Below are 25,071 nucleotides of genomic sequence, written 5' to 3'. Positions count from 1 at the left end.
GCAAAAATATATAAAAAAAGGGACAAACATTAAATGTTTATCCCTTTGATATAATTTATAAAAATTCTCATTTTTATTCTTCTTCTTGTGAAGTTTGAGTTTCAACAGCTGCAGCTTCAGCTTTCTTCGCTCCACCACGACGGCTACGACGAGTACTCTTTTTAGCTTTATTTCCTTTTGGATCGTATAACTCGTTGTAATCAACTAATTCTACCATTGCCATTGGAGCGTTATCTCCTTGACGGTTTCCTAATTTGATGATACGAACGTATCCTCCTGGTCTGTCTGCAACTTTTACAGAAATTTCCTTGAATAATTCTGTAACAGCTTCTTTACTACGCAAGTAACTAAATACTACACGACGGTTGTGCGTTGTATCGTCTTTAGATTTTGTAATTAAAGGCTCTACAAACTTACGTAAAGCTTTCGCTTTTGCTTCAGTAGTATTGATTCGCTTGTGCTCTATTAAAGAACAAGCCATGTTAGATAACATCGCTTTTCTATGCGCTGTTTTTCTACCTAAATGATTAAATTTCTTTCCGTGTCTCATGACATTTGGTTTTAGCTCTCATCTTGCTACTACCCTAATTTAGGGGAGCAAAATATGAAAGGTTAATCTTTATCTAATTTGTATTTGCTTAAATCCATTCCGAAACTTAAACCTTTGTTAGCCACTAACTCATCTAATTCAGTTAATGATTTTTTACCAAAGTTTCTGAACTTCATTAAATCGCTTTTGTTGAATGATACTAAGTCTCCTAACGTATCTACTTCTGCAGCTTTTAAACAGTTTAAAGCACGAACAGATAAATCCATATCAACTAATTTCGTCTTTAATAACTGACGCATGTGTAATGATTCTTCATCATATGTTTCAGTTTGTGCGATTTCATCAGCCTCTAAAGTGATACGCTCATCAGAGAATAACATAAAGTGGTGGATTAAAATCTTAGCTGCTTCAGTTAAGGCATCTTTAGGATTGATAGATCCATCAGTATCGATATCGAAAACTAATTTTTCGTAATCGGTCTTTTGCTCTACACGGAAATTCTCAACAGCATATTTAACATTCTTTATTGGAGTGTAAATAGAATCTGTAAAAATTGTTCCTAAAGGAGCACCAGCTCTTTTATTTTCTTCTGCTGGTACAAAACCTCTACCTTTTTCAATGGTAATTTCAGCATTTAACGTCACTGACTTGTCCATGTTACAAATAACTAAATCTGGATTTAGTACTTGAAAACCTGAGATGAACTTTTGTAAGTCACCAGCTGTTAATTGCTCTTGTCCTGATATTGCTATAGAAACTGTTTCTCTATCTGATTCTTCAATTTGCTTCTTAAAACGAACTTGTTTTAAGTTTAAGATAATTTCAGTTACATCCTCTACAACACCTTGGATAGTTGAAAACTCATGATCAACTCCGTCGATACGTAATGATGTAATAGCAAATCCTTCAAGAGATGATAATAATACTCTTCGTAAAGCATTACCCACTGTTAATCCAAAACCTGGTTCAAGAGGTCTGAATTCGAATCTTCCTGAAAAATCAGTAGATTCAATCATAATTACTTTATCAGGCTTTTGAAAATTTAAAATTGCCATATTGTTTTTTCTTCGTTTTAATTGTTATTTAGTTGCGCGGTTTATAAGTGTGAAGAAATACGAATAAACCCTTTGGCCAAATACCAATATGATTAATTTATTACTTAGAGTATAATTCTACGATTAATTGCTCTTTAATGTTTTCAGGAATTTGTAATCTTTCTGGAGCTTTTACAAATGTTCCTGATTTTTGATCAGCATTCCAAGTTAACCACTCGTAAACATTACTGTTAGCTGCTAATGAGTTTTCAATAGCTTCTAAAGATTTAGACTTTTCTCTAACTGCTACTACATCTCCTGCTTTTAAACTGTAAGATGGAATGTTAACGATATCACCGTTTACAGTGATATGACGGTGAGATACTAACTGACGTGCAGCTCTACGTGAATTTGCAACACCTAAACGGTATACTACGTTGTCTAAACGAGATTCACATAATTGTAGTAAAATTTCACCTGTTACTCCTTGAGAAGCTGATGCTTTTTTGAAAAGGTTACGGAACTGACGCTCTAAAATACCGTAAGTATATTTAGCTTTTTGCTTCTCCATTAATTGGATTGCATATTCAGATTTTTTTCCTCTTCTCTTACCTACCCCGTGTTGTCCAGGAGGGTAATTTCTTTTTTCGAAGTTCTTATCGTCTCCGAAAATTGCTTCGCCAAACTTACGAGCAATCTTAGTTTTTGGTCCTGTATATCTTGCCATTTCTAATTAAAATTAGTAGGGATTATGAATTAAGGCGTACTCCTTCGATAATCTTAAGTTCCTACTGTGTTAAAATACTTAATTTATTGCGCACAAAAGTACGCTAAATAAAGTATAAGTTGAAAATTAATTCAACTTATACTCTTCTTCTCTTAGGTGGACGACATCCGTTGTGAGGAATTGGAGTAACATCGATAATTTCAGTTACTTCAATACCAGCGTTGTGGATAGATCTGATTGCAGATTCTCTACCGTTTCCTGGTCCTTTAACATACACCTTTACTTTACGTAAACCTGCTTCTTTAGCAACATTTGCACAATCTTCTGCGGCTAACTGAGCTGCATAAGGAGTGTTCTTTTTAGAACCTCTGAAACCCATTTTCCCTGCAGATGACCAAGAAATAACGTCACCTTTTTTGTTTGTTAAAGAAATAATAATATTGTTGAAAGATGCAGTTACGTGAGCTTCACCAACTGATTCTATTACAACTTTACGTTTTTTTGTTACTTTAGACTTTGCCATAATTCTTTACTATTAGTAAAAAATAATCAATGATTATTTTTTCTTGTTAGCTACAGTTTTTCTCTTACCTTTTCTTGTACGAGAGTTATTCTTTGTTCTTTGTCCACGTAATGGTAAACCAAGTCTGTGACGAATACCTCTTTGACATCCGATATCCATTAAACGTTTGATGCTTAATTGAACTTCAGAACGTAACTCACCTTCAATAGTGTAAGTTCCAACTTGCTCACGAATTGCTGCAATTTGATCATCAGTCCAGTCTTGAACCTTGATGCTTTCATCTATGTTAGCAGCAGCTAAAATCTCTTTAGCTCTACTTCTTCCTATACCAAAGATATAAGTTAAAGCGATAACACCTCTTTTATTCTTTGGAATATCTATACCTGCGATTCTTGCCATATAATTTAGTTTTTAGCTGTTAGCTTTTAGTTGTTAGAATCCTAAACATTTCTATTTCAAACAGATTCATCTAACTACTAATTACTAATGACTAGTGTCTTATTATTATCCTTGTCTTTGTTTAAATCTAGGATTCTTTTTGTTAATTACATATAATCTGCCTTTTCTGCGTACAATTTTGCAGTCGGCACTTCTTTTCTTTAATGATGCTCTTACTTTCATCAGTGTGTGTTTTTAATATCTGTAAGTAATTCTTGCCTTTGATAAATCATACGGACTCATTTCTAACTTTACCTTATCTCCTGGTAATAGTTTTATATAATGCATACGCATTTTTCCTGAAATGTGAGCCGTAACAATATGTCCGTTCTCTAATTCTACTCGAAACATTGCATTTGATAATGCCTCTGTAATGGTTCCGTCTTGTTGAATTGCTGGTTGCTTAGCCATATTATTTTAATGATTTTCTGTTACTGTTCCCTGTTTTCATTAAACCGTCATAACGACTGTTTAATAAATACGAGTTTATTTGCTGAATAGTGTCGATTGCAACTCCTACCATAATAATTAAAGATGTTCCACCATAAAACATTGCCCAGTTTTGAGTAACTCCAAACTTAACAATAACTGCTGGTAATATCGATAAAGCGGCTAAGAACAACGATCCTGGTAATGTAATTTTTGACAATACCGAATCTAAAAAACTAGCTGTTTCTTCACCTGGCTTATATCCTGGAACAAAACCATTACTTCTCTTTAAATCCTCTGCCATTTTATTCGTAGGAATTGTGATGGCTGTATAGAAGTAACTAAAGACAATAATTAATAAAGCAAATATAACGTTATACCATAAACCGTTAATATCAGTCAAACTGTTTAATGCTGGATATTTTTGTCCTAACGCTATTGGTAAAAACATAATAGCTTGTGCAAAAATAATTGGCATTACTCCAGCGGCATTCAGTTTTAAAGGAATGTACTGTCTAGCACCATCAACATCTTTAATATTTGTAACAGCTGTACGACGTGCGTATTGAACGGCTACTTTACGTACTGCGGTAACTAATAATACGGTTAACAAGATTACTACAAACCAAACTATTAATTCGATTAAAATCATCATAATTCCTCCTGCTCCTGCAGTTTGTTTAGAAACTAACTCTTGAATAAATGCTGCTGGGAAATTTGCGATAATACCAACGGTAATTAATAATGAAATTCCATTACCAACTCCTTTATCAGTAATACGCTCTCCTAACCACATTGCAAAAATTGTTCCTGCACTTAAAAGAATGATTGATGACACCCAAAATGTTGCTCCTGTTACTAAGAATGCTTCTTGCGGTAAGCCCATTTGGTTTTGGATTACTCCAATATAGGTTGGTGCTTGAAACAATGTAATAGCAATCGTAAGCCATCTTGTTATTTGCGTAATCTTCTTACGTCCACTTTCTCCATCTTTTTGTAATTTTTGCAAATATGGTACCGCAATACCCATTAGCTGAACTACAATAGATGCAGAAATATAAGGCATTATACCAAGTGCCATTACTGACGCTCTAGCAAATGCCCCACCTGTAAATGCGTTTAATAAACCTAAAAGTCCACTGTCAGTACTGTCTTTTAATGCTGATAACTGAGTAGGATCAATTCCTGGTAATGGAACTGCTGCCATAAAACGGTAAACAGCGATTAAACCTAAGGTTAAAAGTAATTTTTCTTTTAACTCTTCAATCTTCCAAATGTCTTTTAAAGTATTTATAAAATTCATCATTTACAATTCTTATAATGTTACTGCTTCACCTCCTGCTGCTTCGATAGCTGCTTTAGCTGATGCTGTAAATTTATGTACAGTTATATTTAATTTAGCCTTTAACTCTCCACCACCTAATATTTTAACTAAGTCGTTTTTACGAGCCAATCTGTTTTCTACTAAAACATCTAAATTAACTGTATCTGTTATCTTTCCGTTATCTACTAATGACTGTAACTTGTCTAAATTTACACCAACATATTCTTTACGATTAATGTTAGTGAAACCAAATTTAGGCACACGTCTTTGAAGAGGCATTTGTCCTCCTTCAAATCCTATTTTACGAGAATAACCAGAACGAGATTTAGCTCCTTTATGTCCTCTTGTAGAGGTACCTCCGTGACCAGAACCTTCTCCACGAGCGATTCTTTTACCGCTTTTTGTAGATCCTGCTGCTGGTTTTAAGTTGTGTAAACTCATCTTTATATTGTCTTATTTAATTTCTTCTACAGAAACTAAGTGTGAAACTTTACTTACCATACCCAAAATTGTAGCTGATGCATCATGCTCTACAGTTTGGTTCATTTTACGTAAACCTAACGCCTCTAACGTTCTTTTTTGATTTTTAAGGCGACCGATTTGACTTTTTACTTGTGTAATTCTAATTTTACTCATCGTCTTAAATTTTAACCGTTAAAAACTTTCTCTAAAGAGATACCTCTTTGCTTAGCAATAGTTGCAGCACTACGTAATTGTAATAAAGCGTCAAAGGTTGCTTTTACAACGTTGTGTGGGTTAGATGATCCTTGAGATTTTGATAATACGTCTTTAATACCTACAGCTTCTAATACTAAACGTACAGCACCTCCGGCAATAACCCCGGTACCGTGTGAAGCAGGCTTGATGAATACTTTTGCTCCACCAAATTTACCTTTTTGTTCGTGTGGTAATGTTCCTTCTAAAATAGGAATACGTACTAAATTTTTCTTTGCATCTTCTACTGCCTTTGCAATTGCAGAAGAAACATCTTTAGATTTTCCTAATCCGTGACCTACAACTCCGTTCCCATCTCCTACTACTACGATAGCAGAGAATCCGAATGCTCTACCTCCTTTAGTTACTTTGGTAACACGTTGTACACCAACTAATTTATCTACAAGCTCTAATCCGCTTGGTTTTACTCTTTCTACGTTTTTATATCCTAACATAATATAATTTCTTAAAATTTTAAACCAGCTTCTCTTGCAGCGTCTGCTAATACTTTAACTCTTCCGTGGTATAAATATCCGTTACGGTCAAAAGCAACAGTATCAACACCAGCCTTTACAGCTTTTTCAGCAATAGCTTTACCTACAGCTGTAGCCGCTTCTGCTTTAGAACTAGATGTAATTTCTTTATCTCTTGATGATGCAGATGCTAATGTAATTCCTGCAACGTCATCAATTAACTGAGCATAGATTTCTTTGTTACTTCTAAAAACTGATAACCTTGGTTTTTCAGCTGTACCTGTAACAATCTTTCTAATTCTATGCTTAATTCGTTGTCTTCTTTCAAGCTTTGATAATGCCATAATAATTTCTCTTATTTATTATGCAGATTTACCTGCTTTTCTTCTTAATACTTCTCCTACAAACTTAATTCCTTTTCCTTTGTAAGGCTCTGGCTTACGGAATGAACGAATTTTTGCTGCAACTTGACCAACTAATTGTTTGTCATGTGAAGTTAACTTTACGATTGGATTTTTACCTTTTTCAGATACTGTTTCAACCTTAACTTCTGGAGCTAAATCTATTACAATATTGTGAGAGAAACCTAAGGCTAAATCTAATTTTTGACCTTGGTTAGATGCTCTATAACCAACACCTACTAACTCTAACTCTTTAGTAAAACCTTTGCTTACTCCTTCAACCATATTATTGATTAAAGCACGGTATAAACCATGTGCAGCTCTATGATCTTTACTATCTGATGGCCTTTCTAAAGTAATAGTACCATCTTCAACTTTTACAGTAATATCAGACTTAATTTCTTGAGTTAACTCTCCTAATTTTCCTTTTACTGTAACCACATTTTCGTCTACTTTTACTTCAACACCTTGTGGCAATGCGATTGGATTCTTTCCTATTCTACTCATCTTACAAAATGTTTTTAGTAAACGTAACACAATACTTCTCCACCAACGTTCTCTTGTCTTGCTTTTTTGTTTGTCATTACACCTTTTGATGTAGAAACAATTGCAATCCCTAATCCGTTTAATACTCTTGGCATTTCTTTAGCGCCAACGTATCTACGTAAACCTGGTGTTGAAATTCTTTGAATCTTTCTGATTACTGATTCTTTCGTATCACGATCGTATTTTAACGCTATCTTAATAGTTCCTTGTACTTTATCGTCATTGAACTGATAACTTAAAATGTAACCTTGATCGAACAAAATTTTCGTCATTTCCTTCTTCAACTTTGAAGCAGGAACTTCAACTACTCTGTGATTTGCTGCAATAGCATTTCTCACACGAGTAAGAAAATCCGCGATTGGATCTGTATACATAGTTAATTAATTTTCGGTTTTGGTTTTTAGCACCCTTATCTTATCAATACGCATACTAAACCTGAAACCAGTTAATACTTATTTAATTGTTTTTTGAGTAAAATCTCGTAGGCATTATACTGTTTAATCAGTATTTACTTACAAGGCATAATTTACCCTATAAAAACAGTGTGCAAATATACGTAAAGTTTTCAAAAAAAAAAGAGATTTTTCAATTATCGATTTGACAATTAATTTATTGCTAAATTTTAATCGCTTTCTTCAGGATTTAAATAGTAGTTATCTTTTACTTTTTTACAGTCATATTTTTCATTCCAAAGAAAAATCTTATCCTCTTAAACGGATAAATTATCAATACATATATTAACGAAATCACAACTAGTGAAACACTAAAAAGAAGTGTCATTTTGTTAAAAATAGATGCGTTAATCTTCAAAATATAATAACCTAGCGCAATAATAATTGTTTGATGCAGCATATAAAAAGGATAAATAGCTTCGTTTAGTTTACTTAATACAAAGCTATTATTGTTCAAATATTTTTGACCATAACCTAATGTGCAAAGAATTACGGACCAAGCTACTAAACCACAAACCAAATACCAGAGATTCCATCGTTGTTCTAAAGAAATATAAGGTGAGATAATATCAGATGGTAAGAAATAATAAAAGTAAAACACAACAGTTGAAGCGAATGCCACATACAAATACTTTCTTCTGTTACTATAAATAGTTAACCAAAGAACTTCCATACTCGCTATAAAAATACCACTTACAAAAAAGAAACCATAATATAAAGTTGAAGAAAGATTAAAAATACTTTTTGAATCACTAGGAAAATAATACTTCCCTATTACTTTCAGAATTATCAAAACTATACACCAAGAAAAAACACCATACTTAAAAGTTAGTTTAATAAGTATTGATTTAAATCTTTTACTCTTAGAAGACCTGACAAAAACAATCAAAGGGATTACGAAAAGAGACAACCAAAAAAGATTTTCAATAAACCAAAGATGGTTTACATCTAATCGAGACACAATACTAAAGTAACTTTCAAAAAATGAATTATGCTCATCATGATTTTCAAAATAGGTTTGTGGAGGAATTAATACCAATACACCAAAAATTAATGGAATTAATAATCGTAGACTTCGTTCTTTTACAAAGTGAAACCAGTGTCTTTTCGAAAAGGCAAAAATAGTTCCTACTCCTGAAATTAAGAACAGTAATGGTAAACGAAACTGTTCAAAAAAAACCATAAGATCATCAAGTAATTTACTTGATTCTTCATTCATAATATAAAAATCGTCACCATTAAAAGGCATGCAAACATGATGAACAAAAACAGTAAGAACTGAAATTACACATAACCAATCTAAATCGTATCGTCTTTTAGTTTTCATAAATATTTAATTATATCTGTACGAAACTAGCTACGATTTAGGTGTATGCAACAGGTTATTTAAGAATTGGGACGACTAACAAAAGAAATGTTATGAGTAACAAGCTAAGATTTTAAACCATTTAATTGAGCTTCAAACTTTGAAATCATAGACCTTGAAACCGGAACAATTTCAGTATGGTTTTTTAATACTATTTTATAGCCTTATGTATTTCCTTTAATCAATGCTATTTTATTCAAGTTTACAAGAAAAGAACGATGTGTTTTACAAATAAATGCAAATTCGGATAATTGGTTTTCTAAACTTTTCAATGTTAATCTCTTTAAAGACTTACCATCAGACAAGAAAATCTCTGTATAGTTTTTGTCGGATTTAGCATATAAAAAATCACTTAAGGTTAAGTCAAAATCATCACTCTTTACTGAAGTTATAATTTTTATAGTCTCATCTTCATTATGCGGTACAAATAATAAATGATGAGTTAAATTTCTACTACGCTTGTTATAGATATTCTTTAATCTCTCAATATTTACTGAAGTTATAATGAACAACAATAAACTTCCAACCAACAAGGTATTTCTTATTTCCTCAACTAAATAACTGAATGACCAATTATCGTCTTTATCATAAATAACATCCCTGATAAGAAATTGTCCTACACCAATAATGATTAGAAGAATTAATAAAAATAATAGTTCATATTTAACTAACCAATCATCACTTTTACTTCGAAACCCATTTAAAACTAAAACTAATATTAAAAAAACTATAAATGAAGCTAATGAGTGAATAAGAGAGATTATAAAGTAAGGATATTTTAGCTCTTGAAAATTAACTTCAAATGGCTCAAATAAAAAACTAAATACTGTAGAGAGTATTAAGATTACCATACCTAATACCAAAGCATTTTTGAAATTATAGTAATAGGGGTATTGATTGTTTAAAAACTTATTCACTTTATTCTTACTTTTCATGCAAAATAAAAAAAGGTGCACAAACAACATGTTGTACACCTTTTTTATATTGTAATAACTGATATACTACCAGCTTGCTTTCTTTACTCCTGGAATTAATCCTTGGTTAGCCATTTCACGGAAAGTAACACGTGAAATTCCGAACTGACGCATATATCCCTTAGGACGTCCAGTTAGCTTACAACGATTGTGCATTCTAATTGGTGATGCGTTTTTTGGTAACTTTTGTAATGCTTCATAGTCTCCAGCTTCTTTTAAAGCTTTTCTCTTTTCTGCATATTTAGCAACCATTTTAGCTCTTTTGCGCTCACGCGCTTTCATTGATTCTTTAGCCATCTTATTAATTCTTTTTAAATGGTAATCCTAATTCTCCTAATAATGATTTAGCTTCTTTATCAGTACTTGCAGATGTTACAAAAGTAATATCCATACCACTAATTTTTTTCACTTGATCAATATTAATCTCTGGGTAGATGATTTGTTCAGTAATTCCTAAATTGTAATTACCTCTACCATCAAAACCATTTGCTTTGATACCGTTAAAGTCTCTTACACGTGGTAAAGAAGCGGTAACTAATCTATCTAAAAATTCGTACATTTTATCTCCTCTTAACGTAACTTTTGCTCCAATAGGCATTCCTTTACGTAATTTGAAGTTTGCAACGTCTTTCTTAGAAATGGTAGGTACTGCTTTCTGACCAGTAATCGTAGTTAACTCATCAATAGCATATTCTATTAATTTCTTATCTGCTATAGCTGCACCAACACCTTTACTTACAACTATTTTTTGTAATTTAGGTACTTGCATTACATTGCTATAACCAAATTCATCAGTAAGAGCTTTGATAACTCTGCTCTTGTACTCTTCTCTTAATCTTGGTACGTAACTCATTGTTATATTGCTTTATCTGATTTTTTTGATACTCTTACTTTTTTATCTCCTTCCACTTTATATCCAACTCTTACAGCTTCCCCGTTTTCGGTTAAAGCTACGTTTGATATGTGTAATGGAGCTTCTTTCTTTACAATTCCACCTTGAGGATTAGCAGCACTTGGCTTAGTGTGTTTAGACACCATGTTTACACCTTCTACTACTACTCTATCCTTGTCTTTAAGAATTTGTAAAACTTTTCCTTCAGATCCTTTGTGATCTCCTGCTATAACTTTAACAGTATCTCCTGATTTAATTTTAAATTTTTTCATTTTAAAATCTGATTTTATAACACCTCAGGTGCTAATGATACTATTTTCATAAATTGTTTCTCACGTAATTCACGAGCCACAGGTCCGAATACACGAGTACCTCTCATTTCCTCTGAAGGATTTAAAAGTACACAAGCATTGTCATCAAATCTGATATATGATCCGTCTTTACGTCTAACTTCTTTCTTAGTACGAACAACAACTGCACGAGATACTTGACCTTTCTTTACAGTTCCGTTAGGAGTTGCAGATTTAACTGAAACTACAATTTTATCTCCAACGCTAGCGTAACGCTTTTTTGTTCCTCCTAAAACTCTAATCACTAAAACTTCTTTTGCTCCAGTGTTATCTGCGACTTTTAATCTTGATTCTGTCTGTAACATATTATTTAGCTCTTTCTAGGATTTCTACTAATCTCCAACGCTTAGATTTACTCATAGGACGTGTTTCCATGATCCTTACAGTATCTCCTTCGTTGCAATCGTTATTCTCGTCATGTGCAACGTACTTCTTAGTCTTTAATACGAACTTTCCGTACATTGGGTGCTTTACTCTTTTTACCTCGTTTACAACGATAGATTTCTCCATCTTGTTACTAGATACTACACCGATTCTCTCTTTTCTAAGATTTCTTTTTTCCATCTTTAAAACTGACTAGAATTATTGTAATTCTCTTTTAGTTAACTCTGTAGCAATTCTTGCTACAGTTTTTCTTAAGCTACGTAACTCTAATGGGTTTTCCAATGGAGTTATGGCGTGTGCCATCTTAAGATCAGTATAATTTTTCTTCAACGCCCCTAGCTTTTCTTGTAAGTCAGCTGTTGATAATTCTTTAATTTCTGATTGTTTCATGATCTAATAGAATTAAGCGTTATAATCAAAATCTCTTGCTATTACAAACTTCGTTTTCACAGGAAGTTTCTGCGCTGCTAAACGTAAAGCTTCTTTTGCTATTTCCATTGGTACTCCACCAATTTCAAACAAAATTCTACCTGGTTTTACAACTGCTACAAAGTGGTCTGGTGCTCCTTTACCTTTACCCATACGTACCTCTAACGGTTTCTTTGTTATTGGTTTGTCTGGGAAAATTTTAATCCAAAGTTGCCCCTCTCTTTTCATATAACGAGTTGCCGCAATACGAGCTGCCTCAATTTGACGAGAGGTAAGTAAGTTCTGGTCTAATGATTTGATACCAAACATTCCGTTAGAAAGTTGAGTACCTCTACCAGAGTTACCTTTCATATTTCCTTTCGCCTTCTGTACCTTACGGTATTTTACTCTTTTTGGCTGTAACATTGTTAATTTCTTTTAAAAATTATTTTCTTCTGCGAGGTTGACGTTTACCACCACCTTTGTTTCCACTACCTTTTTGCTTAGATAGTCCAACTAATGGAGATAATTCACGTTTTCCATAAACCTCACCTTTCATAATCCATACTTTCACACCGATTCTTCCGTATGTAGTATGTGCTTCAACAAGTGCATAATCGATATCTGCTCTGAAGGTAGAAAGAGGAATTCTTCCTTCTTTGTAATGCTCAGAACGTGCCATTTCAGCTCCGTTTAAACGACCTGATAATTGCACTTTAATTCCTTCAGCATTCATTCTCATTGCAGCAGCAATTGCCATTTTAGTAGCTCGCTTATAAGAAATTCTGTTTTCGATTTGACGTGCGATACTAGCAGCAACTAATTTTGCATCTAATTCTGGACGTTTGATTTCGAAAATATTGATTTGAACTTCTTTACCTGTAATTTTCTTAAGCTCTTCTTTTAACTTGTCTACCTCTTGACCTCCTTTACCAATAATGATACCTGGACGTGCAGTAGTGATAGTAACGGTTACAAGTTTTAAAGTACGCTCAATAATAACTCTAGATACACTTGCTTTAGATAATCTAGCATATAAATACTTTCTTATCTTATCATCTTCAGCAATCTTATCTCCGTAGTCATTTCCACCATACCAGTTAGATTCCCATCCTCTGATAATTCCTAAACGATTTCCTATTGGATTTGTCTTTTGTCCCATTTCTACTTTGATTAATTACTGTTATTTTTAGTTCCTAACTCTAAAGTTACGTGATTAGAACGCTTACGAATTCTGTGTGCACGACCTTGTGGAGCTGGTCTTAACCTTTTTAACATACCTGCGCTATCAACACAAATTGATTTTACGTATAATCCAGCATCTTCAATACTTGCATCTTCATTTTTAGCTTGCCAGTTAGCAATTGCTGATAATAATAACTTTTCTAAGTTACGTGATGCTTCTTTTGAACTGAACTTTAAGATTTGTAAAGCTTTTTCTACTTCTACTCCTCTTACTAAATCTGCTACCAAGCGCATTTTTCTTGGTGATGTAGGACAATTAGTTAACTTAGCGAAAGCTCTTGACTTTCTAGCTTCTTTTAACTGTGTTGCCATGTTATGTTTACGACTTCCCATAATTTCCTACTATTTTTTACCTTTATTTTTTGCACCAGCGTGTCCTCTAAATGAGCGTGTTGGTGAAAATTCGCCTAATTTATGACCTACCATGTTTTCAGTAACGTAAACTGGCACAAACTGACGTCCGTTGTGAACTGCAATTGTTTGTCCTACGAAATCAGGAGTAATCATACTTGCTCTAGACCAAGTTTTGATAACTGACTTACTACCTGCTTCTACGTTAGCTAACACTTTTTTCTCTAATTTATAGTGAACGTAAGGTCCTTTTTTTAATGATCTTGCCATGGTTTATTATTTCTTTCTACGTTCTACGATATACTTATTACTAGCTTTGGTCTTTGATCTAGTTTTATATCCTTTAGCAGGAATACCGTTTCTAGATCTTGGATGCCCTCCAGAAGAACGTCCTTCACCACCTCCCATTGGGTGATCAACAGGGTTCATTCTTACTGCGTTTGTTCTTGGTCTTCTTCCTAACCATCTACTTCTACCTGCTTTACCTGAAACTAATAATTGGTGGTCTGAATTAGACACTACTCCAACTGTAGCCATACAAGTTAATAAGATAAGTCTTGTTTCACCAGAAGGTAATTTAACTGTTGCATATTTTCCTTCTTTAGCAACTAACTGAGCAAAAGCTCCTGCAGAACGAGCCATCACAGCTCCTTGACCTGGGTGTAATTCAATACAAGAAATGGTAGTTCCTAAAGGAATTTCGCTTAAATACATAGCGTTCCCTACTTCTGGAGCTACTTCCTTTCCTGAAATAATTGTTTGCCCTACTTTTAATCCGTTTTGCGCAATTACATAACGTTTTTCACCATCAGCATAACTAACTAATGCAATAAATGCAGTACGGTTTGGATCGTACTCAATAGTTTTTACTGTTGCAGGAATACCTTGCTTATCTCTTTTAAAATCGATAATACGGTATTTTTGTTTATGACCTCCACCGATGTTACGTGTAGTCATTCTACCCTGGTTGTTTCGACCTCCAGATCGTTTTTTCGGAGCTAATAAAGATTTCTCCGGCTTATCAGTAGTAATGGTGTCGAACCCATTTACAACTCTAAAACGCTGACCTGGTGTTATTGGTTTTAATTTTCTAACTGACATTCTGTCTTTTCTTAAAGATTGTTATAAAAATCAATAGTTTCTCCTTCAGCTAACTGAACGATTGCTTTCTTGTATCCACTTGTTAACCCAGTAACTAAACCTTTTTTAGTGTATTTAGTTTTTCTTTGTGCTGGATAATTCATTGTTTTTACAGATTCAATCGCTACACCATAAGCAGCTTCTACAGCTCCTTTGATTTCTAATTTGTTAGCTTTCTTATTTACAACAAATGTATAACGGTTGTTTAACTCGCTATCATTTGTAGCTTTTTCTGTAATAATAGGTTTAATTAAAATACTCATCTTCTTCCCTATTTACTTAAATTAGACTCAATTCCTTCTAGAGAGCTCTCAGCAATTACCACTGTATTAGCATTTAAAACGCTGTATGTGTTAATACCTGAAGCATCTACTACTTTAGAACCTTTTAAGTTACGAGATGATAAGTAAACATTTTTACTTTCTTCACCTAATACGAATAAAGACTTTTTAGTGTCTAATTCTAAAGCTTTTAAAACATTGATAAACTCTTTAGTTTTTGGAGCTTCAAAATTGAAGTCTTCAACAACTACTAAATTGTTTTCTTTCGCTTGAATACTTAAAGCCGATTTACGTGCTAAACGCTTTAAGTTTTTATTTAACTTAAAAGAATAACTTCTTGGTCTAGGACCGAATATACGTCCTCCACCTCTAAAAACAGGAGATTTGATACTTCCTGCACGAGCTGTACCAGTTCCTTTTTGTTTTTTAATCTTTCTTGTACTACCAGCAATCTCAGCTCTTTCTTTCGATTTATGAGTACCTTGTCTTTGATTAGCCAAATACTGCTTAACATCTAAATAAATCGCGTGATCATTTGGCTCAATTCCGAATACCTCGCTAGAAAGTTCAACTTTTCTACCAGTATCTTTTCCTGTAATATCTAATACTGCTACTTTCATTATTTCTCGATAGTTACATAAGAGTTTTTGTGACCAGGAATTGCTCCTTTTACAACGATAAGATTCTTATCTGCAACCACTTTTAAAACTCTTAAATTTTGAACTTTTACTTTGTCTCCACCCATACGACCTGCCATACGCATTCCTTTGAATACTCTTGCAGGGTATGATGCTGCACCAATTGAACCTGGAGCTCTTAAACGGTTATGTTGACCGTGAGTTGCTTGTCCAACCCCGCCAAAACCATGACGTTTAACAACACCTTGAAAACCTTTACCTTTAGAAACCCCTGATACATCAACGAATTCTCCTTCAGCAAAGTGTTCAACAGTAATTGAGTCACCTAATTTGTACTCACCTTCGAATCCTTGGAATTCAACGACTTTTCTTTTAGCAGATGTACCAGCTTTTTTAAAGTGACCATCTAAAGCTTTGTTAGAGCTTTTTGCTTTTTTGTCATCGAAACCAAGTTGTAACGCGTTATAGCCGTCAACCTCTTCGGTTCTGACTTGGGTAACAACGCAAGGACCTGCTTCGATTACTGTACAAGGAATATTTTTCCCGTTTTCATCGAATAAGCTGGTCATTCCTACTTTTCTTCCTATTAACCCAGACATATTTGTTAATTTTCAGACGATTAGATATTTTTATCCAGCGCGTCTATTAATAAAATAATTTTTGAAACAAATGTTTCCTTTTTTTCCTTTGTGTTTTCAAAAAAAAAGAGCGAAAACACCTTCACTCTATGAATTTGTTTTTACCGTTTTTCCTTCGCGAAACCCTCAGGACATGTTATTTCTGAATACATTCCAGAAATTTAAACACCCCGAAACCAAAATTTCGGTGTGCAAAAGTATAAAAAACTTTCGGCTTAACAAAATTAAACCGAAAGTTATTGATTTACTTATACTTTAATCTCAACTTCAACTCCACTTGGTAACTCAAGTTTCATTAGCGCATCAATAGTTTTTGAAGAAGAACTATAAATATCTAACAATCTTTTGTAAGCAGATAATTGAAATTGCTCTCTTGATTTTTTGTTTACGTGTGGTGAACGTAATACTGTAAAAATCTTTTTATTTGTTGGTAAAGGAATTGGTCCGTTTACTACAGCACCAGTACTCTTTACTGTCTTTACGATTTTTTCAGCAGACTTGTCTACTAAATTATAATCGTAAGACTTTAACTTTATTCTAATTTTTTGACTCATCTTAATTAACCTTTAGCGTTTGCGATTACTTCTTCTGAAATGTTACTTGGAGTTTCTGCATAGTGAGAGAATTCCATTGTAGAAGTTGCTCTACCTGAAGATAATGTTCTTAAAGCAGTAACATATCCAAACATTTCTGATAAAGGAACGATAGCTTTTACTACTTTAGATCCAGCACGATCGCTCATATCGTTTACTTGTCCTCTTCTTCTGTTTAAGTCTCCAACGATGTCTCCCATGTTCTCCTCAGGAGTTAACACTTCTAATTTCATCATTGGCTCCATAATTACAGCTCTTGCAGCTTTAGCAGCAGCTTTATAACCTAATTTCGCAGCTAATTCGAATGATAATTGATCAGAATCTACAGGGTGGAAAGATCCATCCTTTAAAGTAATCTTCATCGAATCCATTTCGTAACCAGCTAAAGGACCATTTTTCATTGCTTCTTTGAATCCTTTCTCTACAGAAGGTACAAATTCTTTAGGAACGTTACCTCCCTTAATAATAGATTCAAATTGTAATCCTGTTACACCTTCTTCTGCAGGCTCCATTGTAAATACAATATCTGCAAACTTTCCACGTCCTCCAGATTGCTTTTTATAAACCTCTCTGTGATCTGCCGTAGCTGTTAATGCTTCTTTATATTCTACTTGTGGTTGCCCTTGATTTACTTCAACCTTAAACTCACGTTTTAAACGATCTACAATAATATCTAAGTGTAACTCACCCATTCCTGAGATTACAGTTTGTCCTGAAGCCTCATCTGTTTTCACTGTAAATGTTGGGTCTTCTTCAGCTAATTTTGCTAAAGCCATACCTAACTTATCTACGTCTGCCTTAGTTTTTGGCTCAACAGCGATACCAATTACTGGATCTGGGAAGTCCATCGATTCTAAAACTATTGGATTCTTTTCATCTGATAAGGTATCTCCAGTTTTAATATCTTTAAATCCTACAGCAGCTCCAATATCACCAGCTTCAATAAAATCGATAGCGTTTTGCTTATTAGAGTGCATTTGGTAAATACGTGAAATACGTTCTTTTTTGCCTGAACGGTTGTTTAACACATAAGAACCAGCGTCTAAACGACCAGAATAAGCACGGAAGAATGCTAAACGTCCTACGAAAGGATCGGTAGCAATTTTAAATGCTAAAGCCGAAAATGGCGCTTTTGCATCTGGCTTACGAGTTTCTTCCTCTCCAGTATCAGGGTTAGTACCAATGATATTATCTCTATCAACAGGAGAAGGTAAATAACGACATACAGCATCTAATAAAAACTGAACCCCTTTATTTTTGAATGAAGACCCACATACCATAGGAATGATAGACATATCCATTACAGCAGCTCTTAGTGCAGCATGCACTTCTTCTTCTGTAATTGAATCTTCATCTTCCATGTATTTCTCTAACAAGTTTTCGTCATAAGCAGCAACCTCTTCGATTAACTTACCACGTAACTCACGAGCTTCTTCTTTTAATTCTTCTGGAATATCTACAACATCAAAAGTAGATCCGTAGTTATCATCATGCCATACAATTGCACGGTTTTTCACTAAATCTACAATTCCTTTAAAATCTGCCTCATCACCAATATTTAATACAATTGGCACTGCGTTAGACTTTAACATATCCTTTACTTGCTGACAAACTGCTAAAAAGTTCGCTCCTTGACGGTCCATTTTGTTAACGAAACCGATACGAGGTACTTTGTAGTTATCTGCCAAACGCCAGTTAGTTTCAGATTGTGGCTCAACTCCGTCTACTGCAGAGAATAAGAACACTAATCCATCTAATACACGTAACGAACGGTTTACCTCTACGGTAAAATCAACGTGACCTGGAGTATCAATAATATTAAAATGGTATCCTTTAGCATCAGCAGTAGGCTTTCCATTTTCCGTTGGGAATTGCCATGTACAAGTTGTAGCCGCAGAAGTAATAGTAATACCTCTTTCAGCTTCTTGCTCCATCCAGTCCATCGTAGAAGCTCCATCGTGAACTTCTCCAATTTTATGAGATACTCCCGTATAGAAAAGGATACGCTCCGTTGTTGTTGTTTTACCAGCATCAATATGAGCAGCAATACCGATATTTCTTGTATATTTTAAATCTCTTGCCATTTCTTATTAAAATCTAAAGTGTGAGAATGCTTTATTTGCTTCAGCCATCTTGTGAGTATCTACTCTTTTCTTAACAGCAGCACCTTCTTCTTTCGCAGCAGCTAAAATCTCAGCAGCCAAACGTTGTGCCATTGTTTTTTCATTACGCTTACGCGCATAAGAGATCATCCATTTAATCGCCATAGAAACCTTACGGTCTGGACGAATTTGCATTGGAATTTGGAACGTTGCTCCACCAACACGGCGAGAACGAACTTCCACGTGAGGCATCACGTTAGATAAACCATCTTTCCACACTTCTAAAGCCGACTTTTCTTCGTCAGTTTTCTTTTCATTTACGATATCCATTGCATCGTAAAACACTTTGAACGCTACAGATTTCTTACCGTCCCACATTAAGTTATTCACAAAACGTGTAACTAATTGATCATTGAATCTAGGATCCGGTAACAAAACTCTTTTTTTAGCTCTTCTTTTCCTCATGTCTTTACATTAAAAAAGTTACTAATTATTTTTTACTTTTTGTCTTTTGGGCGTTTTGCACCGTACTTAGATCTACGTTGGGTTCTACCCTCAACTCCTGCAGTATCTAATGCTCCACGTACCACGTGATATTTAACACCTGGTAAATCTTTTACCCTTCCACCTCTAACTAATACTATCGAGTGCTCTTGCAAGTTGTGTCCCTCTCCTGGAATATACGCGTTGATTTCGTTACCATTTGTTAACCTCACCCTTGCTACCTTACGCATTGCTGAGTTAGGTTTCTTAGGTGTAGTGGTATACACACGCGTACAAACTCCACGTCTTTGTGGACATGCTTGTAAAGCAGCCGATTTACTCTTCTTAGTTATTTTGGCTCTTCCTTTACGAACTAATTGTTGAATAGTTGGCATACTAAATTATTACTTGTTTTTAATTTGTACTTAAATTACTCTAATTTTAAGAGTGTGCAAATGTACGATAATTTTCTATTTATTCAAATATCAATAAGTTATTTTTAAAATCTCCACAAAAAAAACCTTAAAATCAATCCTCCCACATTATTCCACCCTTCTATTTACACCTAAATCAGTAAGGCTTTAAAAAAAACAAACAAACTACCACATATATGTTAAAAAAATAAACATTCCCCAAAACAAAAGACACAACAATGAATTTTAAACCAAAAACAAATATCTAATTTTAAAATATTCCAATATTTTTAGAACATTTTAACAAATACCTTGTTTTTTTAAGTTTTATTTATGACTTTTGACTCAATTAATTCAAATAATTACATAATGAAAACAAAGTTTAATGGAATTTTAACGCTACTCCTAGCGTTAATTGTGCAAATATCCTTTGCACAAGAAAAAACAATTTCAGGTACAGTTTCTGATGGAACAGGACCCTTACCTGGAGTTAATGTATTAATAAAAGGTACCACGACTGGTGTAGAAACTGATTTTGATGGAAAGTTCTCTATCAAAGCAAAAACTGGCGATGTACTTGTTTTTAGTTTTGTAGGAATGAAAACTGTTGAAAAATCAGTTGGAACTTCCAACACTTTTAACATCACTATGGCTAGTGATAATGTACTTGATGAAGTTGTAGTGACTTCTTTAGGTATAAAAAGAGAGAAAAAATCACTTGGTTACGCATCACAAGAAGTAGGTGGTAAAGAAGTATCTACTGTTAAACTTAACAACGTTGTTAACTCTTTAAGTGGTAAAGTAAGCGGTGTTCAAATTAAAGCCAACAACAACTTTGGTGGATCTGCAAACTTCTTAATTCGTGGTGTAAGCTCATTCACAGGAAACAACCAACCTTTATTTGTTATTGACGGTATTCCAATGTCTAACAGAATTAACAACTCTGCAAGACAATCAGGTGGTAGTAAAGGTTACGACTACGGTAACGCAGCTTCAGATATCAACCCTGATGACGTTGAATCTATCAACATTTTAAAAGGTGCTGCTGCATCTGCTATTTATGGTTCACGTGGTGCTAACGGTGTAGTAATCATTACAACTAAAAAAGGAAAACAAGGAAAATCTAAAATTTCTATTAACTCAAGTACTACAATAGGAACTATAGACAAGAGTACTTTCTTAGAGTACCAAGATGAATATGGTGCTGGTTACGGACCATACTACGGAAGTACTGGATACTTTGAAGACATTGATGCCAACGGTGATGGGATAGCTGATTTAGTTGTTCCAACGTATGACGATGCTTCTTATGGTGCTCCATTAGACGGTAGACTAGTATACCAATGGGATGCTTTTGTTCCTGAACACAGAAATTACCAAAAAGCAACTCCTTATGTAGCAGGTAAAGCAACTCCTGCTGAATTTTTTGAAACTGCTTTTCAATACAATAATTCTGTTTCTTTTACAGGAGGTAATGAAAGAAGTACGTATAGATTAGGATATACTAATTACGATGCAACAGGTATGTTACCTAATTCAAAAATCAACAAAAATACTTTTAATGTTAATGGTACATTAAAAGTATCAGATAAATTCAATGTTGGTTCTAATGCTACCTTTATTGCACAAAGAACAAGAGGAAGAAACTCTACTGGTTATAGCGACAACTTAATGTCTCAATTTAGACAATGGTGGCAAGTAAATGTTGATGTAGATGAACTTAAACAAATCTACAATCAAACAGGAAAAAACTACTCTTGGAACAGTGAAGCTGGATTACCTACTTCAGGAGTATCTGGTGGGTCTGCATTACAGCCACACTATTGGGATAACCCATATTGGACACGTTATAAAAACTTCCAAACAGACAGAAGAAACCGTTTCGTAGGAAACGTTAACGCTACCTACTCTGTAACTGATTGGTTAGATGCAACAGTAAAAGCATCTGTAGATACTTATTCTGAATTAAGAGAAGAAAGAAGAGCTAATGGCTCAGTAGCAACTCCGTTTGGTATTTTAGGAGATGATGAAGCTTCTGGATATGACAGAATCGACATACGTTTTTCTGAATACAACTACGACTTCATGCTTAACTTCAATAAAGATTTAACTGAAGACCTGACATTAACAGGTGTATTAGGTATGAACATAAGAAGAGATAGCTACGACTACTTACACCAATCAACTGCTGGTGGTTTAACTATCCCTGGATTATATTCTTTAAGCAACTCTGCTAACCCAAATCCAAAACCTGTTGAAACTTTATCTAAAAAAGCTGTAAACGGTTATTACGTACAAGCTAACTTAGGCTACAAAGACATGCTTTTCTTAGACTTTACAGATCGTTATGACATATCTTCTGCTTTACCTGCTAAACACAATGGATACAACTATTTCGCAGTAAGTTCTAGTTTCATCTTTTCTGAATTTTTAAAAGATGCTACTTGGCTTAGCTTTGGTAAGATTAGAGGAGGTTATGCAGAGGTTGGTAACGACTTACCTGCTAATAATATTTTTGACACATACACAGTTTTAAATAACTTTGGTAGCTCAGCTTTATTCTCTTTCCCAGGAACAAAACAAAACGCCGACTTAGTTCCTGAAAGAACTAATGAAATAGAGTTTGGTTTAGAAACAAGACTTTTCAACAGCAGATTAGGATTTGACTTTACATGGTATAGAAAAAGAACTGAAGATCAGTTAATGCCAGTATCTACAACAACAGCAACAGGTTTCTCTCAAAGATGGGTTAACGCTGGTACTATGCAAAACAAAGGGTTTGAGCTTGGACTAAAAGCAACCCCTGTTTCTACTGATAATTTCAAATGGGATATCGGTGTAAACTGGGCTAAAAATGAAAACTCGGTTATTGAACTATACGGAGATCAAACAAACTTAGTATTGAACTCATTCCAAGGAGGTATTTCTATCAATGCTACTATTGGTCAACCTTACGGAACAATTAGAGGTACAGGATTTAAATACCACGACAACGGTCAGAAGATCGTAGATTCTAATGGATATTACAAAGCTGTAGCAGACCAAGTTATTGGTAACATCAACCCAGATTGGACTGGAGGTATCACAAACACGTTTACCTACAAAGACTTATCTTTAAACTTCTTGATTGATATTCAAAAAGGAGGTGATGTTTACTCTTTAGATACGCACTACGGACAAGGTACTGGTTTACCTTACTACACTGCTGGTTTAAACGAATTAGGAAATCCTAAAAGAGACCCTGTTTCAGCTGGTGGAGGTATCTTAAACGAAGGTGTATTAGAAGATGGTACTCCTAATACTACAAGAGCCCCTGCTGATTATTACGGAGGTGCATACTACTGGGGTAATGCTGACAGAAACCCTGCAGCTTTAACTATTTATGACGCTTCTTATGTAAAGTTACGTGAATTAGCTCTTACCTATAAACTACCTGTAGATAATTTATTTAATGGAGCTATAAGCAATGCGAACCTATCTTTAATCGGTAGAAACTTATGGATTATTCATAAAAACGTTCCTTTTGCTGATCCAGAATCAGGTTTAGGTGCAGGTAATGCTCAAGGTTATTTATCTGGTTCTTTCCCTACTTTAAGAACAATAGGTTTAAACTTAAACTTTGAATTTTAAAATAAAATAGAATGAAAAAATATATAATATCAGCTATCAGTTTATTCCTTGTTTTTACTTCATGTGAAGTAGATGAAGGCTTAAACATAGACACGAAAAGTCCAACTACAGTTCCTGCTAGTGGTTTATTTACCAACGGTACTAGAAACATGTTTGACTTGATGAACTCAACGAGTGTAAATAATAATGTTTTTAGACTTTACGCTCAATACTTTGCTCAAACAACATACCCAGATGAAAGCCAGTACAACCAAGTAACAAGAAATATTGGAGGAAGCATTTGGAATACTATGTACAGAGATGTTTTACAAGATTTAAAAGGTGCTAAAGAACTAGCCACTAAGGAAGCAGAAGGAGATCAAGTAGCCTTACAAGACTTGCCAGCAAAACTTGCTCAAATTGATTTTGTTCAAGTATATGCTTACTCTGTATTGGTTGATACATTTGGTAACGTGCCTTATACCGAAGCTTTAGACACAAATAACCCAACACCTGTATACGATGATGCCGCTACTATTTATACCGACTTATTAACTAGACTCGATAATGTAATAAGCGACATAAATACTGGTAATGGATTTGAAGCTACACAAGACCCTATTTACCAAGGAGACATGTCTAAATGGCTAAAAGCAGCTGTATCTTTAAAGTTAAGATTAGCAATGCGTTTAGCAGATAGCAATGCTACATTATCACAGCAAAAAGCTGAAGAAGCTGCCTCTGCAAGCCTTATCTTAGCGAATGCTGATAACTTTGGTATTAAGTACTTAGAAGCGGCTCCTAACACAAATCCTTTATGGACTGATTTAGTACAAAGTGGACGTACTGATTATATCGCTGCAAACACTCTTGTTGACGCAATGAACCCATTAAACGACCCTAGATTAGGATCTTATTTCGAACAATTAGGTGGTGTTTATGTGGGTGGTACTTACGGTAGTGCTAACTCTCCAACTGGGGGTTCAGCTATTTCTGACTTAATGAAAACTCCAGACTTACCAGGTAACATCATAACTGCTGCTGAAGTAAACTTTTTATTAGCAGAAGCTGCAGCTAGAGGGTATACAGTTTCTAATACTACTGAAGCTTACTACAATGAAGGAATTACACAATCTATCTTAGAGTGGCAAGGTTCAGCAACTGATGCTACAACGTATTTAGCTCAGGCAAGTGTAGCTTATCCAACAGCTGCCGGAGACTGGAAACAAAAAATTGCTACTCAAAAATGGATTGCAATGTATAACAATGGTTTTGAAGGATGGACAACTTGGAGAATATTTGATGCTCCAACTTTAAATGCTCCTGCAGGAATGAGCCTTAGCGACATTCCTACAAGATTTACTTACCCTGTAGTTCAGGCACAGCTTAACAACGAAAATAACGCTGCTGCTGGAGCCGCTATTGGTGGTAATTTCAAAACAACAAAGTTATTCTGGGATTTAAACTAAAAAATAACCCGCTAAAAATTAAGCTGTTAGTTTGCAAACTAACAGCTTTTTTTTTATCTTTAGTTTTTAAAATTGACTTTGTAATTAATCCCTGTTTTTATCCTAAACTTAAATATTCTTATAA

The 25,071-nt window shown here is 34.3% G+C and carries 36 protein-coding genes; 2 read left to right on the top strand and 34 right to left on the bottom strand.

Annotated elements, in window-relative coordinates:
* Nucleotides 1-73: 73 nt before the first annotated feature.
* From rplQ to rpsL, 34 genes are all read right to left on the bottom strand, one after another.
* Nucleotides 74-550, bottom strand: coding sequence for a 50S ribosomal protein L17 (gene rplQ / locus V1T75_RS13570; RefSeq protein ID WP_330489045.1), 477 nt, complete (start codon nucleotides 548-550; stop codon nucleotides 74-76).
* Between the two features lie 62 nt (nucleotides 551-612).
* Nucleotides 613-1,605, bottom strand: a complete 993-nt coding sequence (locus V1T75_RS13565; RefSeq protein WP_099215313.1) for a DNA-directed RNA polymerase subunit alpha — start codon at nucleotides 1,603-1,605, stop codon at nucleotides 613-615.
* A gap of 100 nt (nucleotides 1,606-1,705) precedes the next feature.
* Nucleotides 1,706-2,311, bottom strand: coding sequence for a 30S ribosomal protein S4 (gene rpsD / locus V1T75_RS13560; protein ID WP_330489044.1), 606 nt, complete (start codon nucleotides 2,309-2,311; stop codon nucleotides 1,706-1,708).
* A gap of 136 nt (nucleotides 2,312-2,447) precedes the next feature.
* On the bottom strand, nucleotides 2,448-2,834 hold the full coding sequence (gene rpsK / locus V1T75_RS13555; RefSeq protein WP_068703467.1) for a 30S ribosomal protein S11: 387 nt from the start codon (nucleotides 2,832-2,834) through the stop codon (nucleotides 2,448-2,450).
* A gap of 33 nt (nucleotides 2,835-2,867) precedes the next feature.
* Nucleotides 2,868-3,233 (bottom strand): 30S ribosomal protein S13, encoded by a 366-nt coding sequence (rpsM, locus tag V1T75_RS13550; protein WP_125068405.1) that lies wholly within the window; start codon nucleotides 3,231-3,233, stop codon nucleotides 2,868-2,870.
* Nucleotides 3,234-3,338: 105 nt separating this feature from the next.
* Nucleotides 3,339-3,455 (bottom strand): type B 50S ribosomal protein L36, encoded by a 117-nt coding sequence (gene ykgO, locus V1T75_RS13545; protein ID WP_010181906.1) that lies wholly within the window; start codon nucleotides 3,453-3,455, stop codon nucleotides 3,339-3,341.
* A gap of 12 nt (nucleotides 3,456-3,467) precedes the next feature.
* Entirely contained in the window at nucleotides 3,468-3,683 is a 216-nt protein-coding gene (gene infA, locus V1T75_RS13540) for a translation initiation factor IF-1 (protein WP_024740627.1), read from the bottom strand.
* Between the two features lies 1 nt (nucleotide 3,684).
* The gene (secY, locus tag V1T75_RS13535; RefSeq protein ID WP_330489130.1) at nucleotides 3,685-5,004 is read right to left on the bottom strand and encodes a preprotein translocase subunit SecY; all 1,320 of its coding nucleotides are present in this window, start codon (nucleotides 5,002-5,004) and stop codon (nucleotides 3,685-3,687) included.
* 12 nt (nucleotides 5,005-5,016) lie between these two features.
* A complete protein-coding gene (rplO, locus tag V1T75_RS13530; RefSeq protein ID WP_047789821.1) occupies nucleotides 5,017-5,466 on the bottom strand; it encodes a 50S ribosomal protein L15 in 450 nt (149 codons plus the stop codon).
* Nucleotides 5,467-5,478: 12 nt separating this feature from the next.
* On the bottom strand, nucleotides 5,479-5,661 hold the full coding sequence (gene rpmD, locus V1T75_RS13525; RefSeq protein WP_330489043.1) for a 50S ribosomal protein L30: 183 nt from the start codon (nucleotides 5,659-5,661) through the stop codon (nucleotides 5,479-5,481).
* An 11-nt stretch (nucleotides 5,662-5,672) separates the two neighbouring features.
* Complete coding sequence (rpsE, locus tag V1T75_RS13520; protein WP_099215310.1) at nucleotides 5,673-6,197, bottom strand: 30S ribosomal protein S5; 525 nt, start codon at nucleotides 6,195-6,197, stop codon at nucleotides 5,673-5,675.
* A gap of 8 nt (nucleotides 6,198-6,205) precedes the next feature.
* Nucleotides 6,206-6,556: a 50S ribosomal protein L18 gene (gene rplR / locus V1T75_RS13515; protein ID WP_330489042.1), complete on the bottom strand. Its 351-nt coding sequence runs from the start codon at nucleotides 6,554-6,556 to the stop codon at nucleotides 6,206-6,208.
* 18 nt (nucleotides 6,557-6,574) lie between these two features.
* Nucleotides 6,575-7,120, bottom strand: a complete 546-nt coding sequence (rplF, locus tag V1T75_RS13510; RefSeq protein ID WP_330489041.1) for a 50S ribosomal protein L6 — start codon at nucleotides 7,118-7,120, stop codon at nucleotides 6,575-6,577.
* Nucleotides 7,121-7,134: 14 nt separating this feature from the next.
* Nucleotides 7,135-7,533, bottom strand: a complete 399-nt coding sequence (rpsH, locus tag V1T75_RS13505) for a 30S ribosomal protein S8 (RefSeq protein WP_047789826.1) — start codon at nucleotides 7,531-7,533, stop codon at nucleotides 7,135-7,137.
* Nucleotides 7,534-7,819: 286 nt separating this feature from the next.
* Nucleotides 7,820-8,938 (bottom strand): acyltransferase family protein, encoded by a 1,119-nt coding sequence (locus V1T75_RS13500; protein ID WP_330489040.1) that lies wholly within the window; start codon nucleotides 8,936-8,938, stop codon nucleotides 7,820-7,822.
* Between the two features lie 203 nt (nucleotides 8,939-9,141).
* Nucleotides 9,142-9,912: a LytTR family DNA-binding domain-containing protein gene (locus tag V1T75_RS13495; protein WP_330489039.1), complete on the bottom strand. Its 771-nt coding sequence runs from the start codon at nucleotides 9,910-9,912 to the stop codon at nucleotides 9,142-9,144.
* Nucleotides 9,913-9,978: 66 nt separating this feature from the next.
* Nucleotides 9,979-10,248: a 30S ribosomal protein S14 gene (gene rpsN / locus V1T75_RS13490; RefSeq protein ID WP_028890738.1), complete on the bottom strand. Its 270-nt coding sequence runs from the start codon at nucleotides 10,246-10,248 to the stop codon at nucleotides 9,979-9,981.
* Between the two features lie 4 nt (nucleotides 10,249-10,252).
* Nucleotides 10,253-10,804 carry a 50S ribosomal protein L5 gene (rplE, locus tag V1T75_RS13485; RefSeq protein WP_047789827.1) on the bottom strand — a complete coding sequence of 184 codons (552 nt, stop codon included), beginning with the start codon at nucleotides 10,802-10,804 and terminating at the stop codon, nucleotides 10,253-10,255.
* 2 nt (nucleotides 10,805-10,806) lie between these two features.
* Nucleotides 10,807-11,115, bottom strand: a complete 309-nt coding sequence (gene rplX, locus V1T75_RS13480) for a 50S ribosomal protein L24 (protein ID WP_125068409.1) — start codon at nucleotides 11,113-11,115, stop codon at nucleotides 10,807-10,809.
* Between the two features lie 14 nt (nucleotides 11,116-11,129).
* Nucleotides 11,130-11,498: a 50S ribosomal protein L14 gene (gene rplN / locus V1T75_RS13475; RefSeq protein ID WP_047789829.1), complete on the bottom strand. Its 369-nt coding sequence runs from the start codon at nucleotides 11,496-11,498 to the stop codon at nucleotides 11,130-11,132.
* 1 nt (nucleotide 11,499) lies between these two features.
* The gene (gene rpsQ, locus V1T75_RS13470; RefSeq protein WP_099215304.1) at nucleotides 11,500-11,757 is read right to left on the bottom strand and encodes a 30S ribosomal protein S17; all 258 of its coding nucleotides are present in this window, start codon (nucleotides 11,755-11,757) and stop codon (nucleotides 11,500-11,502) included.
* Nucleotides 11,758-11,775: 18 nt separating this feature from the next.
* Nucleotides 11,776-11,967 (bottom strand): 50S ribosomal protein L29, encoded by a 192-nt coding sequence (gene rpmC / locus V1T75_RS13465; RefSeq protein ID WP_028890733.1) that lies wholly within the window; start codon nucleotides 11,965-11,967, stop codon nucleotides 11,776-11,778.
* A gap of 12 nt (nucleotides 11,968-11,979) precedes the next feature.
* A complete protein-coding gene (rplP, locus tag V1T75_RS13460) occupies nucleotides 11,980-12,411 on the bottom strand; it encodes a 50S ribosomal protein L16 (RefSeq protein ID WP_330489038.1) in 432 nt (143 codons plus the stop codon).
* A gap of 19 nt (nucleotides 12,412-12,430) precedes the next feature.
* Nucleotides 12,431-13,147, bottom strand: a complete 717-nt coding sequence (gene rpsC, locus V1T75_RS13455) for a 30S ribosomal protein S3 (RefSeq protein ID WP_099215303.1) — start codon at nucleotides 13,145-13,147, stop codon at nucleotides 12,431-12,433.
* A gap of 11 nt (nucleotides 13,148-13,158) precedes the next feature.
* Nucleotides 13,159-13,563 carry a 50S ribosomal protein L22 gene (rplV, locus tag V1T75_RS13450; protein WP_115900428.1) on the bottom strand — a complete coding sequence of 135 codons (405 nt, stop codon included), beginning with the start codon at nucleotides 13,561-13,563 and terminating at the stop codon, nucleotides 13,159-13,161.
* A 9-nt stretch (nucleotides 13,564-13,572) separates the two neighbouring features.
* Nucleotides 13,573-13,851 (bottom strand): 30S ribosomal protein S19, encoded by a 279-nt coding sequence (rpsS, locus tag V1T75_RS13445; protein WP_028890729.1) that lies wholly within the window; start codon nucleotides 13,849-13,851, stop codon nucleotides 13,573-13,575.
* Between the two features lie 6 nt (nucleotides 13,852-13,857).
* Nucleotides 13,858-14,682, bottom strand: coding sequence for a 50S ribosomal protein L2 (gene rplB, locus V1T75_RS13440; protein ID WP_330489037.1), 825 nt, complete (start codon nucleotides 14,680-14,682; stop codon nucleotides 13,858-13,860).
* Nucleotides 14,683-14,693: 11 nt separating this feature from the next.
* Nucleotides 14,694-14,984 (bottom strand): 50S ribosomal protein L23, encoded by a 291-nt coding sequence (rplW, locus tag V1T75_RS13435; RefSeq protein ID WP_330489036.1) that lies wholly within the window; start codon nucleotides 14,982-14,984, stop codon nucleotides 14,694-14,696.
* An 8-nt stretch (nucleotides 14,985-14,992) separates the two neighbouring features.
* Nucleotides 14,993-15,622 (bottom strand): 50S ribosomal protein L4, encoded by a 630-nt coding sequence (gene rplD / locus V1T75_RS13430; RefSeq protein WP_330489035.1) that lies wholly within the window; start codon nucleotides 15,620-15,622, stop codon nucleotides 14,993-14,995.
* On the bottom strand, nucleotides 15,622-16,239 hold the full coding sequence (gene rplC / locus V1T75_RS13425; RefSeq protein WP_047789835.1) for a 50S ribosomal protein L3: 618 nt from the start codon (nucleotides 16,237-16,239) through the stop codon (nucleotides 15,622-15,624). Before rplC ends, rplD begins: the two co-directional genes overlap by 1 nt.
* Nucleotides 16,240-16,526: 287 nt before the next feature.
* Nucleotides 16,527-16,832: a 30S ribosomal protein S10 gene (gene rpsJ / locus V1T75_RS13420; protein ID WP_024740605.1), complete on the bottom strand. Its 306-nt coding sequence runs from the start codon at nucleotides 16,830-16,832 to the stop codon at nucleotides 16,527-16,529.
* Nucleotides 16,833-16,837: 5 nt separating this feature from the next.
* Nucleotides 16,838-18,955, bottom strand: a complete 2,118-nt coding sequence (fusA, locus tag V1T75_RS13415) for an elongation factor G (RefSeq protein WP_330489034.1) — start codon at nucleotides 18,953-18,955, stop codon at nucleotides 16,838-16,840.
* 6 nt (nucleotides 18,956-18,961) lie between these two features.
* On the bottom strand, nucleotides 18,962-19,438 hold the full coding sequence (gene rpsG / locus V1T75_RS13410) for a 30S ribosomal protein S7 (RefSeq protein WP_028890723.1): 477 nt from the start codon (nucleotides 19,436-19,438) through the stop codon (nucleotides 18,962-18,964).
* Between the two features lie 32 nt (nucleotides 19,439-19,470).
* Complete coding sequence (gene rpsL, locus V1T75_RS13405) at nucleotides 19,471-19,851, bottom strand: 30S ribosomal protein S12 (protein WP_028890722.1); 381 nt, start codon at nucleotides 19,849-19,851, stop codon at nucleotides 19,471-19,473.
* Between the two features lie 387 nt (nucleotides 19,852-20,238).
* Between rpsL and V1T75_RS13400 the strand changes: the two genes are divergently transcribed.
* Entirely contained in the window at nucleotides 20,239-23,499 is a 3,261-nt protein-coding gene (locus V1T75_RS13400) for a SusC/RagA family TonB-linked outer membrane protein (protein ID WP_330489033.1), read from the top strand.
* Between the two features lie 11 nt (nucleotides 23,500-23,510).
* The gene (locus V1T75_RS13395; protein ID WP_330489032.1) at nucleotides 23,511-24,947 is read left to right on the top strand and encodes a SusD/RagB family nutrient-binding outer membrane lipoprotein; all 1,437 of its coding nucleotides are present in this window, start codon (nucleotides 23,511-23,513) and stop codon (nucleotides 24,945-24,947) included.
* Nucleotides 24,948-25,071 lie beyond the last annotated feature (124 nt).

The organism is Tenacibaculum sp. FZY0031 (assembly GCF_036350695.1).
Taxonomy (GTDB): Bacteria; Bacteroidota; Bacteroidia; order Flavobacteriales; family Flavobacteriaceae; genus Polaribacter.
This window is presented reverse-complemented; position numbering and strand designations above follow the sequence as displayed.